General features: G+C 62.3%; 13 protein-coding genes and 3 tRNA genes. 4 read left to right on the top strand and 12 right to left on the bottom strand.

Annotated features, from left to right (window positions below; all coding sequences use genetic code 11):
• Positions 1–7: 7 nt before the first annotated feature.
• From AFIC_RS07760 to AFIC_RS07740, 5 genes are all read right to left on the bottom strand, one after another.
• A complete protein-coding gene (locus AFIC_RS07760; RefSeq protein ID WP_275248668.1) occupies positions 8–595 on the bottom strand; it encodes a NuoB/complex I 20 kDa subunit family protein in 588 nt (195 codons plus the stop codon).
• Positions 592–957: an NADH-quinone oxidoreductase subunit A gene (locus tag AFIC_RS07755; RefSeq protein ID WP_002715621.1), complete on the bottom strand. Its 366-nt coding sequence runs from the start codon at positions 955–957 to the stop codon at positions 592–594. The genes AFIC_RS07760 and AFIC_RS07755 overlap by 4 nt, the downstream gene beginning before the upstream one ends.
• A gap of 184 nt (positions 958–1141) precedes the next feature.
• Positions 1142–2233: a tartrate dehydrogenase gene (locus AFIC_RS07750; RefSeq protein WP_275248540.1), complete on the bottom strand. Its 1092-nt coding sequence runs from the start codon at positions 2231–2233 to the stop codon at positions 1142–1144.
• A gap of 185 nt (positions 2234–2418) precedes the next feature.
• Complete coding sequence (locus AFIC_RS07745; RefSeq protein WP_275248539.1) at positions 2419–2715, bottom strand: hypothetical protein; 297 nt, start codon at positions 2713–2715, stop codon at positions 2419–2421.
• 210 nt (positions 2716–2925) lie between these two features.
• Positions 2926–3002 (bottom strand) — tRNA-Asp (locus tag AFIC_RS07740).
• Between the two features lie 222 nt (positions 3003–3224).
• Here AFIC_RS07740 and AFIC_RS07735 point away from each other — a divergent pair.
• Entirely contained in the window at positions 3225–3524 is a 300-nt protein-coding gene (locus tag AFIC_RS07735) for an HU family DNA-binding protein (RefSeq protein ID WP_002715618.1), read from the top strand.
• A gap of 217 nt (positions 3525–3741) precedes the next feature.
• Entirely contained in the window at positions 3742–4995 is a 1254-nt protein-coding gene (gene pepT, locus AFIC_RS07730) for a peptidase T (protein WP_275248538.1), read from the top strand.
• A gap of 379 nt (positions 4996–5374) precedes the next feature.
• Here pepT and AFIC_RS07725 read toward each other — a convergent pair.
• The 6 genes from AFIC_RS07725 to AFIC_RS07700 form a co-directional block, all read right to left on the bottom strand.
• Positions 5375–5451: transfer RNA gene (locus AFIC_RS07725), tRNA-Val, on the bottom strand.
• A gap of 468 nt (positions 5452–5919) precedes the next feature.
• The gene (gene lon / locus AFIC_RS07720) at positions 5920–8346 is read right to left on the bottom strand and encodes an endopeptidase La (RefSeq protein ID WP_275248537.1); all 2427 of its coding nucleotides are present in this window, start codon (positions 8344–8346) and stop codon (positions 5920–5922) included.
• 318 nt (positions 8347–8664) lie between these two features.
• Positions 8665–9939, bottom strand: a complete 1275-nt coding sequence (gene clpX / locus AFIC_RS07715) for an ATP-dependent Clp protease ATP-binding subunit ClpX (protein WP_275248536.1) — start codon at positions 9937–9939, stop codon at positions 8665–8667.
• Positions 9940–10317: 378 nt separating this feature from the next.
• Complete coding sequence (locus AFIC_RS07710; RefSeq protein WP_275248535.1) at positions 10318–10950, bottom strand: ATP-dependent Clp protease proteolytic subunit; 633 nt, start codon at positions 10948–10950, stop codon at positions 10318–10320.
• Positions 10951–11142: 192 nt separating this feature from the next.
• Positions 11143–12501: a trigger factor gene (gene tig, locus AFIC_RS07705; protein WP_275248534.1), complete on the bottom strand. Its 1359-nt coding sequence runs from the start codon at positions 12499–12501 to the stop codon at positions 11143–11145.
• Between the two features lie 160 nt (positions 12502–12661).
• Positions 12662–12746, bottom strand: a tRNA-Leu gene (locus AFIC_RS07700).
• A gap of 145 nt (positions 12747–12891) precedes the next feature.
• Between AFIC_RS07700 and AFIC_RS07695 the strand changes: the two genes are divergently transcribed.
• Positions 12892–14217, top strand: a complete 1326-nt coding sequence (locus AFIC_RS07695; RefSeq protein ID WP_275248533.1) for a multicopper oxidase domain-containing protein — start codon at positions 12892–12894, stop codon at positions 14215–14217.
• On the opposite strand, the gene AFIC_RS07690 is transcribed toward AFIC_RS07695, so the two are convergent.
• The gene (locus tag AFIC_RS07690) at positions 14214–15713 is read right to left on the bottom strand and encodes an NAD(P)H-hydrate dehydratase (protein ID WP_275248532.1); all 1500 of its coding nucleotides are present in this window, start codon (positions 15711–15713) and stop codon (positions 14214–14216) included. The two genes, AFIC_RS07695 and AFIC_RS07690, sit on opposite strands and share 4 nt — an antisense overlap.
• Positions 15714–15997: 284 nt before the next feature.
• Here AFIC_RS07690 and AFIC_RS07685 point away from each other — a divergent pair, with 284 nt between their 5' ends.
• The gene (locus AFIC_RS07685) at positions 15998–16336 is read left to right on the top strand and encodes a P-II family nitrogen regulator (protein WP_275248531.1); all 339 of its coding nucleotides are present in this window, start codon (positions 15998–16000) and stop codon (positions 16334–16336) included.
• The last annotated feature ends 57 nt before the right edge of the window (positions 16337–16393 follow it).

Here is a 16393-nt window from a genome sequence, read left to right as displayed (position 1 = left end):
TTCAGCCTTAGCGTTCAATCGTTCCGGTACGGCGGATCTTCTTTTGCAGGAGCAGGACGCCGTAAAGCAGCGCCTCCGCGGTCGGCGGGCAGCCCGGCACATAGATGTCCACCGGGACGATGCGGTCGCAACCGCGAACCACCGAATAGGAATAGTGATAGTAGCCACCGCCGTTCGCGCACGATCCCATCGAGATCACGTAGCGCGGCTCCGGCATCTGGTCATAGACCTTGCGCAAGGCCGGGGCCATTTTGTTGGTCAGCGTTCCGGCGACGATCATGACATCGGACTGGCGCGGCGAAGCGCGCGGCGCGAAACCGAAGCGCTCGACATCGTAGCGCGGCATTGACACCTGCATCATCTCGACCGCGCAGCATGCGAGGCCGAAGGTCATCCACATCAGCGAACCGGTGCGCGCCCAGGTGATGAGATCGTCGGCTGCCGCGACGAAGAATCCCTTGTCGGACAGTTCATGATTGATCTCGAGGAAATAGCCGTCATCCGCGCCGACCGGCTTGCCGGTACGCGGATCGAGCACGCCCGTCGCCGGCTTTGAGATTTGCGGCGAGCCGGACGACACCGGGGTCGGGTTCAATCCCATTCAAGCGCACCCTTCTTCCACTCATAGGCGAACCCGATGGTCAGGACGCCGAGGAACACCATCATCGACCAGAAACCGACCGCGCCGAGCTTGCCGAACGCCACCGCCCACGGGAACAGGAAGGCGACCTCCAGATCGAAGATGATGAAGAGAATCGCCACCAGATAGAAGCGGACGTCGAATTTCATGCGAGCGTCGTCGAAAGCGTTGAACCCGCATTCGTAGGCCGACAGCTTTTCCGGGTCGGGCTGCTGATAGGCAACCAGGAACGGCGCAACCAGCAGCGCCAGACCGATGATGGCCGCTACTCCGATAAACACCACAAGTGGCAGATAGTTCTGCAAGATTCCGCCCATCGGTGGCCCTCAATCGCGGCGATCGCGTCCGCGGATTCGCGAACTCTGGAATAATTCGAAGGGGGAATAGCGCAGCCCACCGGTAAGGGCAAGACGGGCATACCGCCTAGCCGTAGCACTGCGCACGCAGAAGATTTTCCCAAAGAAGAAGCCGAATTCATGTTTCCCTTGAGGCACCCGTAGCCTAGCCGAGGATGGCCGCTACGGCCTTGCCGCAAGCCTGCGTGTTCGCGCTGCCGCCGAGATCACGGGTCCGCAGCTTGTCCTCCGAAAGCACACGCTCGATCGCGGCTATCACGGCCCCGGAGGCCTCCGCTTCGCCCAAATGGTCCAGCATCATGGCCGCCGACCAGATCTGTGCAATCGGGTTGGCGACGCCCTGTCCCGCGATATCGGGAGCCGAGCCGTGGACAGGCTCGAACAGGGATGGAAACTTCCTTTCCGGATTGAGGCTTCCCGAGGGCGCTATTCCGATGGTGCCGGTGCAGGCCGGACCAAGGTCGGAGAGAATGTCGCCGAACAGATTCGAGGCCACCACCACGTTGAAGCGGTCCGGGTTCAGGACGAAATGGGCCGCCAGAATATCAATGTGGTACTGGTCCCATTTCACGTCGGGGTAGGATTTGGCCATCGCCTTCACGCGCTCGTCCCAGTACGGCATCGTGATCGAGATACCGTTGGACTTGGTCGCGGAGGTCAGATGCTTCTTCGGGCTCTTTTGAGCGAGCTCGAAGGCATATTTCAAAATGCGGTCGACGCCGGTGCGCGACATCACCGTTTGCTGGGTGACGATCTCGCGATCGGTGCCCGGATACATCCGTCCACCAATGGACGAATACTCGCCCTCCGTGTTCTCGCGCACCACGAAGAAGTCGATATCGCCCGGCTTGCGGCCCGCCAGCGGCGACTTTACCCCCGGCATCAACCGTACCGGGCGGACGTTGGCATACTGGTCGAATTCGCGGCGGAACTTGATGAGCGAGCCCCACAGCGACACGTGGTCGGGCACGATGGCGGGCATGCCGACCGCACCAAAGAAGATCGCGTCGTGATGGATGACCTGCTCCTTCCAGTCCTCCGGCATCATCCGGCCGTGCTTCTGGTAGTAGTCGCATGAGGCAAAATCGAAATCGTCGAGTTGCAGCTCGAAACCGAATTTCTTCGCCGCCGCCTCCAGCACCCGCACGCCTTCCGGCACGACCTCCTTGCCGATCCCGTCGCCGGGAATGATGGCGAGGCGGTATTTGCGATTGGTACCGGAGCTGGGCTGGGTCATCTGGGATTCCTGAAATCAGAGGGCTGCTCGGCGGGGTATAACGCCGAACCCCGTTCCTCCGCGATAACAATAAGGTGCTGGGGGATGCACTTGCGCGCCCCTTTTTTCCCGATGTCTGCGCTCTCAAATCCGCCCCGGAATCGAAAACCCCGGCACGAGGCCGGGGCTTTCTTTCCACAAGCCGCTTACGGGCAGAACCAGACGGGGCCCGCCATCACGCAGCGCCGGGCACGCCAGTCATGCGGCCGCGCACCATAGCGGCGATAACCGCGCGGAGCCGACGAATAACGGCCACCGGGCCGGTAGACCGGGCCGCGTGCACCGCGATGATGATGTCCATGGCCGCGATACTGCACATGAACGATGGATGAGGCATCCGCCCCGTTCAGCCCCGCCGCTGAGGAGGCAGGCATGGCCGACGCCGGCGCAAGGGCGAAAAACGACGCAAAGAGCGCGGGGGCGAGATACTTCATCATCTTCATGCTGTTTCCTGACGTTGGTTTCGATGGCGACCCCGTGAGGGAATCAACAGCAAAAATATCACACCGCGATGTGGCGCGGCCGCGTCAGTTTCCCACCCGAGGCGCGGCGATCCGCCGATCAGGTCGTTATGCAAAGTCTGGATGTATCAAAAGCCCAGACACATCTGGGATCATGCCCCTTTTCAGACTTTTGCTAAGTCATTGAAAAGGTGGCGCGAGAGACGGGGCTCGAACCCGCGACCTCCGGCGTGACAGGCCGGCACTCTAACCAACTGAGCTACTCCCGCAGCGGGCCGATGTGATCGATCCGCGAGACGCTGGGACTTAAAGGAGGCCACAATCCAAGTCAAGGACATTACAGATGTCCCTATCCGCCGGACCTTTTTCCACCATTGATGCAAAAAAGACCCTGTTTATGGGCAAAACATCATGGTCAGATCCATGGCGAATCAACTAACCCTTGCGGGATAGTCAGTTCCTGAAAGCCAAGTACCACGAGGAGGGTCATCATGGCGAAGAAAGCAGCTACCCCAGCGACTGTTACGCTCAAGCACCTTGCCGCCGCTCTCGCGGAAGAACACGAATTGTCGAAGAAGACCGCTGAAGCGATCCTGACCGACATGGTCACCAAGATCACCAAGCACCTTAAGAAGGGCGAGCGCATCCGCATCGTCGGCCTCGGCATTCTCCAGGTCCGCAAGCGCGCCGCCCGCATGGGCCGCAACCCGGCCACCGGCGAAGCCATCCACATCAAGGCCAGCAAGAAGGTCGCCTTCCGCGCCGCCAAGGAGCTGAAGGAAGCCGTCTAAGCGCCTTTACGCTTTTTCGCCAAACGCCATCCCGAAACCGCATACGCGGTTTTGGGGTGGCGTTTTTCTTTATGCGCGTATCATAGAAACACGGAGCAAGGCTGCCCGGTTTGAAAACATCGCGGTCGCGCCTTGACCCTGTCCCGCTTCTTCTCAAGATAGATTCCATCTACACGCGCGGATCGAATGCCGTGCCCTGCGTATGAGGTCCGGCGCCATGTCGTCCGCCATGAAATTCAATCACACCGTGCTCGAACGCTTCCTGCGCTACGTGCGCATCGACACCCAGTCTGATCCGGAATCGCCGACCACGCCCTCCTCCGAAAAGCAGAAGGACCTCGGCCGCCTGCTCGCGCAGGAATTGCTTGAGCTGGGTCTTGCCGATGCCCATCTCGACGGGCACGGCTACGTCTATGCCACCCTTCCGGCCAACACCGGCAAAAAGGTGCCGGTGGTGTGCTTCTGTTCGCACATGGACACGTCACCCGATTGCAGCGGCAAGGACGTGAAGCCCCAGATCGTGACAAACTATCAGGGCGGCGACATCGTGCTGCCGGCGGATTCGTCTCAAATCATCCGCTTCGCCGAGCACCCCGCCCTCGCCCAGCAGATCGGCCACGACATCGTCACCACCGATGGCACCACGCTGTTAGGGGCCGATAACAAGGCAGGTGTCGCCGAGATCATGGACGCGGTGCAGGTCCTTCTCGCCAACCCTCAGATCAAGCACGGCACGATCAAGATCCTGTTCACGCCTGACGAGGAGATCGGCCGCGGGGTCGACAAGGTCGATCTGAAAAAGCTCGGCGCGGATGTCGCCTACACCATCGACGGCGAGAGCGCGGGCTCGATCGAGGACGAAAGCTTTTCCGCCGATGCCGCGACCATCCGGATTCAGGGCGTCAGCGCCCATCCCGGCATGGCGAAGGGCAAGATGGAGCACGCGATCAAGATCGCCGCGCGCATTGTCGAACGCCTGCCGCAGGATACGCTGACGCCGGAGACGACCGAGGGGCGCGAGGGCTTTCTGCATCCGGTCGGAATCACCGGCGCGCTGGAAGAGACGACGCTGCACTACATCGTCCGCGATTTCAGCGTGGCCGGACTGAAGGAGAAAGAGGCCCTGCTGGAGCGCACCGTCGCCGAGGTGATGAAGGAATTCCCGCGATCGACCTATCGCATCGATATCCGCGAGCAATATCGCAACATGAAGGAGATCGTGGACCGCCAGCCTGCAATCGTCGAGCATGCCATCGAAGCGATCCGCCGCGCTGGACTTAAGCCCGAACGCGGCAGCATTCGCGGCGGCACCGATGGTTCGCGGCTGTCGTTCATGGGCCTGCCCTGCCCCAACATCTTCGCGGGCGAACATGCCTTCCACTCTCGCCTCGAATGGGTCAGCGTGCAGGACATGGAAGCCGCGGTACGCACCATCGTGCACCTCGCCGCGATCTGGGAAGAACAGGCATAGTCCGCGTCCTGCATCCTGCCTCAAGATCGTTCCGACACGTCAGCGTGAATCGATCGTTAAATTCATAGACGCAATTGCGAACTCGCTCCTCTTCATCCGGTTAGGTTGACGACCGGACTTTGTTGCGCCGTCCAGAAACGCGGCTAAATCTTGGCGCAAATAAGAAGGAACGAAGAGGATGAAACCGTCTCTCCAGACCGTGCTGGCGGCCACCGCGATCACCGTCATCGGCATCCCGCTGGCGATGGCGACAATCGTCGCGGCGTCGATCATCAGCCTTTAGACCCTCCAGACAATTGATCACACCATTCACACGATGCCCTGCTCACCTGAGCGGGGCATTTGCGTGTTGCGACCGATGTACTGAAAGTTTTGGCGATGGTAGGCGGCGAGAGATTCGAACTCCCGACCCTCTCGGTGTAAACGAGATGCTCTAACCAGCTGAGCTAGCCGCCCGTCGCTTTCCTTTAGTCGATTACGCAGTGCTTGACTATCCCGGGCGCGGGGTCGCCGAAATACTGGTTCGCGCAAGGAATAGAGCCGTGGACGCGACGCACGACGTATTGGCCATGCGCGCCATAACGCACATTCGCGACGCCGCCAACATCACATATTTCATTTTCGTTCGCGCAAAACTGGCCACGGCCATGACCACGGCGATAGTCAGGACCGGGTCCATACTCATATCCAGGGCCAGGGCCGTAGCCCGGCCTGCCATAATATTGAGCCGAGGCTGTTTGCGTAAACAACCCCGCAAACAGCGCGAACGCCAGACCCAGCAAACAACTCCGGAGCATTTGCCTCTCCTTATCCTTGGCAGTCGATTCTAGCGAACTCGCAAAACGAAGTCATCCGCGAGCGCCTCTCGCTCCGATCCGATAAAAAAGGCGCCCGAAGGCGCCTTTTCATATCAATCAAGCCATTCTAATGCGCGGTCAGACCGCCCGCAGCCTCATCCGCTTCCGCCTTGGGAGGCACAGCGGTGTCCTCCTCCCAGACGATCGGCGTCGGAGCCCGCACCAGCGCCTTGGCCAGCACCTCGTCCATCCGGCTCACCGGAATGATCTCCATGCCGCCCTTGATGGCGTCGGAAATCTCGGTGAGGTCCTTGGCATTGTCCTCCGGAATGAAGACCGTCTTGATGCCGCCACGGCCCGCCGCGAGCAGCTTCTCTTTCAGACCGCCGATCGGCAGCACACGTCCGCGCAACGTGATCTCGCCGGTCATCGCCACGTCATGCCGGATCGGAATGCCGGTCAGCACCGAGACGATGGTGGTCGCCATCGCCACGCCAGCCGACGGGCCATCCTTCGGCGTCGCGCCCTCGGGAACGTGGACGTGGATGTCCCGCTTCTCGAACAACGGCGGCTCGATGCCGTAATTGATCGCCCGCGAGCGGACGTAAGACGCCGCCGCCGAGATCGATTCCTTCATCACGTCGCGCAGATTGCCGGTCACCGTCATGCGTCCCTTGCCGGGCATCATCACGCTTTCGATGGTGAGCAGTTCGCCGCCGACATCGGTCCATGCAAGGCCCGTGACGACGCCGACCTGATCCTCGTTCTCGATCTCGCCGTAACGGAACTTGGGCACGCCGAGCATTTCCTCGACCACGGCTTCCGTCACCTTGATCGACTTCTTGCTCGAGAGCATCAGTTCCTTGACCGCCTTGCGCGCCAGCGTGGACAGCTCGCGCTCGAGGTTACGCACGCCCGCCTCGCGGGTGTAGCGCCGGATCATCAGAAGCAACGCCGCATCGTCAATCGAGAATTCCTTCGACGACAGGCCGTGCTTGGAGATCGCGGTCGGGATCAGATGCTTGCGCGCGATCTCGACCTTCTCGTTCTCGGTGTAGCCGGCGATGCGGATCACCTCCATGCGGTCCATCAGCGGGCCGGGAATATTCAGCGTATTCGCGGTCGTGATGAACATCACGTTGGACAGGTCATAGTCCACTTCGAGATAGTGGTCGTTGAACGTCCCGTTCTGCTCGGGGTCGAGAACCTCCAGCAGCGCCGAGGACGGATCGCCACGGAAGTCCGCGCCCATCTTGTCGATCTCGTCGAGCAGGAACAGCGGATTCGCGGTCTTGGCCTTCCGCATCGACTGGATGATCTTGCCGGGCATCGAGCCGATATAGGTGCGGCGGTGACCGCGGATTTCCGCCTCGTCCCGCACGCCGCCGAGCGACACGCGCACGAATTCGCGGCCGGTCGCCTTCGCGATCGACTTGCCGAGCGAGGTCTTGCCGACGCCCGGAGGGCCGACGAGGCACAGGATCGGACCGGTCAGCTTGTTGGCGCGCGACTGCACGGCGAGATACTCGACGATGCGGTCCTTGACCTTCTCAAGCCCGTAGTGATCGGCATCGAGGATTTCCTGCGCGGCGCCGAGGTCCTTCTTGACCTTGGACTTCTTGCCCCACGGAATCGACAGCAGCCAGTCGAGATAGTTGCGCACGACGGTGGCTTCGGCGGACATCGGAGACATCTGCCGCAGCTTCTTCAGTTCGTGCTGCGCTTTCTCGCGGGCTTCCTTCGAGAGCTTGGTCTTGGCGATCTTCTCTTCCAGATCGGCCAACTCGTCGCGACCTTCGTCGTCGCCGAGCTCCTTCTGGATCGCCTTCATCTGCTCGTTGAGGTAGTACTCGCGCTGGGTCTTCTCCATCTGGCGCTTGACGCGCGAGCGGATTTTCTTCTCGACCTGCAAGACCGAGATTTCGCTTTCCATCAGGCCGAGCACCTTCTCAAGGCGCTGCGAAACCGACAGCGTCTCCAGAATGTCCTGCCGATCCGCGATCTTGACCGCGAGATGCGAGGCGACCGTGTCGGCGAGCTTGGCGAAATCGGTGATCTGCTGAACGACGCCCACCACTTCGGCGGAGATCTTCTTGTTCAGCTTCACATAGCTCTCGAAATCGGACACGACCGAGCGGCCGAGCGCTTCCGCCTCGACGCTCTTGGCGTCGGTGTCGGCGAGCGCCGTGGCTTCCGCTTCGTAGTAATCGGTGCGGTCGGAATATTTGGTGACGCGCGCGCGCTCCAGGCCCTCGACCAGCACCTTCACGGTGCCGTCGGGCAGCTTGAGGAGTTGCAGCACGCTGGCGAGCGTGCCGATCTCATAGATCGAATCCGCCGCCGGATCGTCGTCGGAAGCATTCTTCTGCGTCGCCAGCAAAATCAGCGCGTCGTTCTTCATCACGTCTTCGAGCGCGCGAATGGATTTCTCGCGGCCGACGAACAGCGGCACGATCATGTGCGGGAAGACAACGATGTCGCGCAGCGGCAGGACCGGATACTGATGGCTTTCACCGGCGACGATGGTCGGACGAGGCTTGGTCGAGGCAGTCATGCCTTACTTCCTTTTCATTGCGCCCCCTTGCGCGCAGCCCATCTCAGGATGCAACCGCAGCAAGGTGCAGAATAACCGGAAAGCAAAGGGCTCGAATGAGCCATCCGCGCGTGGCGGCCTTTCCCTCCGGGCAGTATTTTTGGCGAATCTGAGCTTTTACAAATGCCGCCGTGTCCCATTAGGTGGCTATCCCCCACGGGGGTGTCAAGCGGCTGACAAACCCCAGCCACAACAGGCTTTTTTACGCCTGGCACGAATCAAAAACGGCCGCCGGAAAACCGGCGGCCGTTCGAATATACAGAGTTCCACAGATGCGCGTTACGCGCTCGCGCTGGTCTCGCCTGCCCGGTCGCTGCGGTCGGCGTAGATGTAGAGCGGCCTTGCGGTCGCCTCCACCACTTCGCGGGAGATCACGACCTCCTCGACGCCTTCCAGACCCGGAAGATCGAACATCGTCTCCAGCAGGATGCTCTCCAGAATCGAGCGCAACCCGCGCGCGCCGGTCTTGCGCTCGATGGCCTTGCGCGCCACCGCGCCCAGAGCCTCGTCGGCGAAGGTCAGCTCGATATTCTCCATCTCGAACAGCCGCTGGTACTGCTTCACCAGCGCGTTCTTCGGCTCGACCAGAATCTTCTTCAGCGAAGCCTCGTCGAGGTCTTCCAGCGTCGCCACCACGGGCAGACGGCCGACGAACTCGGGAATGAGGCCGTACTTCAAGAGATCCTCCGGCTCGACTTCGCGGAAGATTTCGCCGGTGCGACGATCCTCCGGCGCGAGCACGCTGGCTGCGAAGCCGATCGAGGTGGTGCGCCCGCGCGAGGAGATGATCTTCTCGAGACCCGAGAACGCACCGCCGCAGATGAACAGGATGTTGGTCGTATCCACTTGCAGGAATTCCTGCTGCGGATGCTTGCGCCCGCCCTGCGGCGGAACGGAAGCGACCGTACCTTCCATGATCTTCAGAAGCGCCTGCTGCACGCCCTCGCCCGATACGTCGCGGGTGATCGAGGGATTGTCCGACTTGCGCGAAATCTTGTCGATCTCGTCGATGTAGACGATGCCGCGCTGCGCGCGCTCGACGTTATAGTCGGCGGCCTGCAACAGCTTCAGGATGATGTTCTCGACATCCTCGCCGACATAACCGGCTTCGGTGAGCGTCGTCGCGTCGGCCATCGTGAACGGCACGTCGAGGATGCGGGCGAGCGTCTGCGCAAGCAGCGTCTTGCCCGAACCGGTGGGGCCTATCAGCAGGATGTTCGACTTCGCAAGTTCGACATCGTTGTGCTTGGTCTGGTGGTTCAGCCGCTTGTAGTGGTTGTGCACCGCGACCGAGAGCACCTTCTTCGCATGGTTCTGCCCGATGACGTAATCGTCGAGCACCTTGCAGATTTCCTTCGGCGTCGGGATTCCGTCACGCGACTTCACGAGCGAGGACTTGTTCTCCTCGCGGATGATGTCCATGCACAGTTCGACGCACTCGTCGCAGATGAACACGGTGGGGCCCGCGATCAGCTTGCGGACCTCGTGCTGGCTCTTTCCGCAGAATGAGCAATAGAGAGTGTTCTTCGAGTCGCCCGTACCGACCTTGCTCATTCCTGTCTCCGTCTTCCGCTTTCCGTCCGGCTGTTCTGATCTCGGCTGGAGATAGGAACAAAACGCGTACTGAAAAGACGTTGCATTCGAGATATGCTCGAATCGTGACCCTCACCGAATCCCGATTCAAACCTGGCTCACCCTGCCAGCGAACCATGCTGGCACCCGAGGATCAAGAATTCACTAATCCCCGGAGGGCTGATTTGCGGACTCTAGCCCGATTTGCCGCGGTTTCACGACTGCCAAACCGTGATTTCACCCCGGCGTTGCGGGAATGACACGAGAAACCGGGACAGTTGGGGCCGCCGGTCCCCAACTGTTATGGCAGGCAGAATCGCCCAAACCGGCCTTGAGAGGCCACGTTAAGAGGCAGCCCTATCAGGCGGCTTTCGCTACCGGATCTTCCGGCCGCTTGTCGATCACCTTGTCGACGATGCCGAAATCGCGGGCCTTCTCGGCGGTGAGGAAATTGTCGCGCTCCAGCGCATCCTCGATGGTCTTGTAATCCTGGCCCGTGTGCTTGACGTAAATCTCGTTCAACCGCTTCTTGAGATTCAGGATTTCCTGCGCGTGCAGCATGATGTCGGTGGCCTGGCCCTGGAAGCCGCCGGACGGCTGGTGGACCATGATGCGCGAATTCGGCAGCGAGAAGCGCATGTCCTTCTCGCCCGCGGCCAGCAGCAGCGAGCCCATCGAGGCCGCCTGCCCGGTGCAGAGCGTGGAAACCGGCGGGCGGATGAACTGCATGGTGTCGTAGATCGCAAGGCCCGACGTCACCACGCCGCCCGGCGAGTTGATGTACATCGAGATTTCCTTCTTCGGATTCTCGGCCTCCAGGAACAGCAACTGAGCGACAACCAGCGTCGACATGCCGTCTTCGACCGGCCCGGTGAGGAAGATGATCCGCTCTTTCAAGAGGCGCGAGAAGATGTCGTAGGCCCGCTCGCCACGGTTGGTCTGCTCGACCACCATCGGCACAAGGTTCATGTAGGTTTCAACCGGATCGCGCATTGGTCACCTGAAGGTTTTTCGGAAAATTCGTTAAGCCGTACGGGCAAGATAAGCGAGGATCGCTCCCCGGCAAGGGATGTTCAAGCCGATTCGGCGGTCCAAACGAAGCACTCACCGGGAGTGAGGTTAACAAAAAAGTGCCGTCCCCACGCGGAGGACGGCACAAAAACCGAATTCAAACGGAAGCGGCGCTTAGGCCGCGTCCTTGTCGTCTTCTTCCTTGAGCAATTCCTCGCGCGACACCTTCTTCTCGGTGACCTGCGCGAGTTCAAGGATGAAATCGACCACCTTGTCCTCGAAGATCGGCGCGCGGAGCTGGGCCACGGCGCCCGGATTGCTGCGATAGTAATCCCAGACTTCCTTCTCGCGGCCCGGCATCTGGCGGGCGCGCTCGATCACGGCGCGGCTCACCTCGTCGTCGGTGACGGTGATCTTGTTCTTGTCGCCGATTTCGGAGAGCACGAGGCCGAGGCGCACGCGGCGGTCGGCGATCTTGCGATAGTCCTCCTTCGCCTTCTCCTCGGTGGTGTCCTCGTCGGCGAACGTCTTGCCGGAAGATTCCATCTCGGCGTTGATCGACTTCCACATCAGGTCGAACTCGTCGTTGACGAGCGATTCCGGCGGATCGAACTTGTGTGTCTCGTCGAGACGGTCGAGCAGTTCGCGCTTCAGCCGCTGGCGGGTCGCGCCGGCGTACTCCTGCGTCAGGCGCTCGCGCATCGCGTCCTTGAGCTTGTCGAGCGACTCAAGACCGAGGGTCTTGGCGAACTCGTCGTCGATCTTGGCTTCCTGCGGCGCCTCGATCAGCGATGCGGTGGTCTCGAACTCGGCATCCTTGCCGGCGAGATTGGCCGCGCCGTAGTTCTTGGGGAAGGCCACCTTCAGGGTGCGGGTCTCGCCCGCGCCGATGCCGATGAGCTGATCCTCGAAGCCCGGAATGAAGGAGTTGGAGCCGAGCACGACCGGAATGTCGCTGCCGGTGCCGCCGTCGAACGCCACGCCGTCGATGGTGCCCTTGAACGACACGGTGACGCGATCGTCCTTCTCGGCCTTGGCGCCTTCGGCCTTGGCGGCGTAGGGACGGCTCTGGTCGGCGACGCGCTTCATCGCCTCGTCGAGGTCGGCGTCGGTGACTTCGGCAACCTGCTTCTCGACCTTGAAGGTCTTGAAATCGGCGAGTTCAATCGGCGGCACGACTTCGATGGCGACCGAATAATTCAGGTCCTTCTTGCCATCGAGGATGCCCTCGATCTCGGCCTGATCGGTCGGCATCGTCACCTTGGCCTCGTTGGCGAGGCGGAAGCCGCGTTCGTTGAAAATTCGCTGGTTGGTCTCGCGGATCGTCTCCTCGAGGGTCTCGGCCGCGACCGACTTGCCGTAGACCTTCTTGAGATGGGCGACCGGCACCTTGCCGGGGCGGAAGCCATTGAGGCGGACCTTGTCCTTCATGCCGGCGAGGCGTTCGTTCACCTTGGCATCGATTTCCGCGGCCGGAATGCTGATCTGGAATTCGTGCTTAAGTCCCTCGGAGAGGGTTTCATTCACCTGCATAGCGTCAATCTTCTTCCGGCTTGCCGATCCAATGTCGGCTGTTGTCATTAATGGGATGCCGCGCGAGGCCGCATCGTGGAAAGTCTAACTTCAGTCATGCGGACCAAAGTCATGGCGGACGAGAACACGTCTTGCCGGAACCGATCGCGCGAACGAGGATTGGTGCGCTCGGAGGGACTCGAACCCCCACGTCTTTCGACACTGGAACCTAAACCCAGCGCGTCTACCAGTTCCGCCACGAGCGCGCAGCACACATCGTTGAGTGTCCCGGCACAGCCGCGAGCGGCGGGCTTATAACATGGTGCCGGCCAGACGCGGCAAGAAAAAAAGCGCTATCCGCCGCAGCCCCTGCGGGTTTACTCCTGCCTCTGAAAATGGTCCCCATCGGCCATGAAATTCTTATCGTTTTCGCGTCCACGCCGCCGCTTTCTGGAAGCCCTCGCGGGGGCTGCGATAAGCCCTGTCCTGACGGCGGCGGGCCGGGCCCAGACCCTCCCCGCGCGCAAGCCCGGAAACCCGGTCCCTTTGCGGTTCGGCCCGCAATCCCTGTATCTTCACACCGAGGGGATGGCGACGCCGGTCTGGCAGTTGGGCGACGGCCTCCCCTTCACGCGCTTTTCCGGCAGCGCTCCGCCCCAGGTCGTTTTCACCAACGAGACGGCCCAACCGGTGGCGATGGCCTTTCACGGCCTCGACGGACCCGCCAGCATCGAGCCGCTGCTGGGACAGCCTCCCCTCGCCCCGCGCGGCGGCACCGCCACATGCGAGCTGCCGTCCAGGCCCGGAACATTCCTGATCGATCCGCGACTGCTGTCGGGCGACGACGATCGCCCGGCCCTGCCGCGCGTGCTGGTGGTCGAAGGCGACGAGACCTTCGGCGCCGACCGCGACGAGGTGTTGCTGATCGAGGACTGGAAGATCGGCACGGACGGCGTGGCGCAGGTTGCGGGCCGCGACAGCGGGAACGTCCCCTCGCTGTATACGATCAACCGCAGGGTCACCCACGACATCACCGTGCGCCCCAACGAGCGCGTCCGCCTGCGGCTGGTCAATGGCTGCCAGCGCTGCGTCATCGCCCTGAAATTCGTCGATTGCGTCATCACCGTCATCTCCGTCGACAGCCAGCCGGCTGAATCGTTCGTCGCGCGCGACGGCCAGATCGTGCTCGCCCCCGGAAGCCGGGTCGATGCCCTGCTCGATGCGACGCAGCCGGTCGGCACGCGCAACGACATCCTGCTGCACGACGGCACCAGGCCGGTACCGATCAGCCATGTCGTCACATCGTTCTCGGCGCCCCCGCGCGCGGCCCCGCTGCCGCCGCCGGCAGCTCCCTCACCTCCGCCGTCGCAAATCGACCTGAAGAATGCCCAGCGTGTCGATCTCGCGCTCGAACGGGGACAGTGGCTTCCCGCGATGGCGTTCGACCCGGCGCTGCCTCCTGTTTTCCGTACCCCCACCAACCGCACCGTGGTGCTGACGATCACCAATCCGCCCGACAGCTCCGCCGCGACGTTCCATCTGCACGGCCAGCATTTCAGAGTGCTCGACCGCCTCGACGACGGCTGGAAGCCATACTGGCTGGATACGCTCGCATTCAATCCCGGCCAGACTCAGCGCATCGCGTTCAACGCAGCACATCCCGGCAAGTGGCTGATGCAATGCATGGGGACGAAGTGGAATTCGCCGCGACGGCTGAGCTGGTACGAGGTGAGCTAGAGAACGACCCCGAACCGGCGATAGAGATCGCGGAACACATTCGGCAGCACGTCCGCGAGGTCTTCCGCGATCAGGCCGGGGCCGAAGCGGCGCGCGGCCTCGCCGTGCATCCACACCGCAATCGACGCCGCCTCGAATGCCGGCACGCGCTGCGCCAGCATCCCGCCGATCATGCCGGACAAAACATCGCCCGCGCCGGCCGTCGCAAGCCATGGCGGCGCGTTCTCCGCGATCGATGCCCGCCCATCGGGTGATGCCACTACCGTGTCGGCGCCCTTGATCAGCACCACCGCGTGCGACTCCTGCGCCGCGAGCCGCGCACGCTCCAGCTTCGAGAGCGCATGGTCCCTGCCCGCGAGCGAAGCGAACAGCCGCGCGAATTCGCCCTCATGCGGCGTCAGCACCGCCTGCGCGCCGGGCTGCGAAGCGATGGCGTCGAACAATGTCTGCGGCATATCGGCAAAGCTCGTCAGCGCATCGGCGTCGAGCACCACGGCGCGCGGCCCCGACAACGCCGTGAGTGCCATGTCGCGCGTGCGCAGGCCAATGCCCGCGCCGGGGCCGATCACGCAGGCGTTGAGTCTGTCATCTTCGAGATAAGCGGCGAAATCGACGGCGGTGCCGATCTCGCGCACCATCACGGCGGTCAGCGCCGCGGCATTCACCGCCAGCGCGTCGCGCGGCGAGGCGACCGTGACGAGACCCGCGCCCGCGCGCAATGCCGCACGCGCCGCAAGCCGCGCGGCACCCGTTTCCGCCATGCCGCCCGACATCACCACCGCATGGCCGCGCCCGTATTTGTGACCGGCGATGCCTGGCACTGGAAAATGACCGCGCCACCATTCCGGAATGTTCTCGAAGGTTTTCGGATGAATAACATCGAGCACGCGCGGCGGAATGCCGATGTCGGCGACCCTGGTCTCTCCGCAATGGACACGGCCCGGCAGCAACAGATGGCCGGGCTTTTTGCGGAAGAACGTCACCGTGCGGGTGGCGTTGACCGCGACACCCATCGCCTCGCCGCTATTGCCGTTGACGCCGCTCGGCAGATCGACCGCCAGCACCGATGCGCCGCTTGCGTTGATCGCTTCGATCATCGCGCGCGGCTCGCCTTTCACCTCGCGATCCAGTCCCGCGCCGAACAACGCGTCGATGATGAGCGCGGGCCGCCCCAGCGATTCCGGCGTGAACGGCAGCAACGGGCCGCGCCATTCTTTCGCGGCGCGCGCCGCATCGCCCGTCAGTGTCTCCGGCTTGCACAGCAAGGTCACGGCGACGTTGCGGCCGCGCGCGGCGAGATCGGCGGCGGCAATGAAACCGTCGCCGCCATTGTTGCCACGCCCCGCCACCACCACGATGTCCCCGGAGGGTGCGAGCGTCTGCGCCGCAGCGGCCACGGCCTGTCCCGCCCGCTGCATCAGCGCGAAGCTGTCCCCACCGCCCTCCACCGCGAGGGCATCCGCGCAGGTCATTTCGGACACGCTCAGGAGTTCCATGATTATACCGCCCGTCTTCGAGGCAGCGCCGCCCAAAGCGACGGCAGATTGCCTGCCTTAAAACTGTGCAATTGCATATTTTGACGCCACAAACTTCGCCAAAAGCTCCAGCGACCCTCGCAGAGCGGAGATTAACAGTTTGATAATCCAATACAATCGACAGCCGCGCCAGTTGGCACGGACTCTGCTTTTAAGGGGGCAACGAACGAGGCCGCCAAACGGCCCCGAACGATCCGCGCCGCATCGGCGGCGTCCAGGAATTCTGAAATGCCGGAGGCGTGCAGGTGAAAAAAATCGAGGCGATCATCAAGCCGTTCAAGCTCGATGAGGTGAAGGAAGCCCTTCAGGAAGTCGGCCTTCAAGGCATCACCGTGACCGAAGCCAAGGGCTTCGGACGCCAGAAGGGCCATGCCGAACTGTACCGGGGCGCGGAGTACATCGTGGACTTCCTGCCGAAGGTCAAAATCGAGATCGTGATCGGCGACGAACTCGTCGATAAAGCCATCGACGCCATCCGCCGCGCCGCCCAGACCGGGCGCATCGGCGACGGCAAGATCTTCGTCTCCAACATCGAGGAGGCCATCCGCATTCGCACCGGAGAGTCCGGCGTCGACGCCATCTGACACAAGCCAATCCCGCCCGGCCCGCGCCTGCCGCATCCCGCCGGACGGCACTTCTCA

The sequence above is a fragment of the [Pseudomonas] carboxydohydrogena genome, from assembly GCF_029030725.1.
GTDB classification, from domain to species: domain Bacteria; phylum Pseudomonadota; class Alphaproteobacteria; order Rhizobiales; family Xanthobacteraceae; genus Afipia; species Afipia carboxydohydrogena.
This window is presented reverse-complemented; position numbering and strand designations above follow the sequence as displayed.

Coding starts and splice junctions, on each gene's coding strand:
- AFIC_RS07690 (WP_275248532.1), bottom strand. CDS start 15,713: ATGGAACTCCTGAGCGTGTCCGAAATGACCTGCGCGGATGCCCTCGCG.
- AFIC_RS07755 (WP_002715621.1), bottom strand. CDS start 957: ATGGGCGGAATCTTGCAGAACTATCTGCCACTTGTGGTGTTTATCGGA.
- pepT (WP_275248538.1), top strand. CDS start 3,742: ATGTCGTCCGCCATGAAATTCAATCACACCGTGCTCGAACGCTTCCTG.
- lon (WP_275248537.1), bottom strand. CDS start 8,346: ATGACTGCCTCGACCAAGCCTCGTCCGACCATCGTCGCCGGTGAAAGC.
- AFIC_RS07750 (WP_275248540.1), bottom strand. CDS start 2,233: ATGACCCAGCCCAGCTCCGGTACCAATCGCAAATACCGCCTCGCCATC.
- AFIC_RS07745 (WP_275248539.1), bottom strand. CDS start 2,715: ATGAAGATGATGAAGTATCTCGCCCCCGCGCTCTTTGCGTCGTTTTTC.
- AFIC_RS07695 (WP_275248533.1), top strand. CDS start 12,892: ATGAAATTCTTATCGTTTTCGCGTCCACGCCGCCGCTTTCTGGAAGCC.
- AFIC_RS07710 (WP_275248535.1), bottom strand. CDS start 10,950: ATGCGCGATCCGGTTGAAACCTACATGAACCTTGTGCCGATGGTGGTC.
- AFIC_RS07735 (WP_002715618.1), top strand. CDS start 3,225: ATGGCGAAGAAAGCAGCTACCCCAGCGACTGTTACGCTCAAGCACCTT.
- tig (WP_275248534.1), bottom strand. CDS start 12,501: ATGCAGGTGAATGAAACCCTCTCCGAGGGACTTAAGCACGAATTCCAG.
- clpX (WP_275248536.1), bottom strand. CDS start 9,939: ATGAGCAAGGTCGGTACGGGCGACTCGAAGAACACTCTCTATTGCTCA.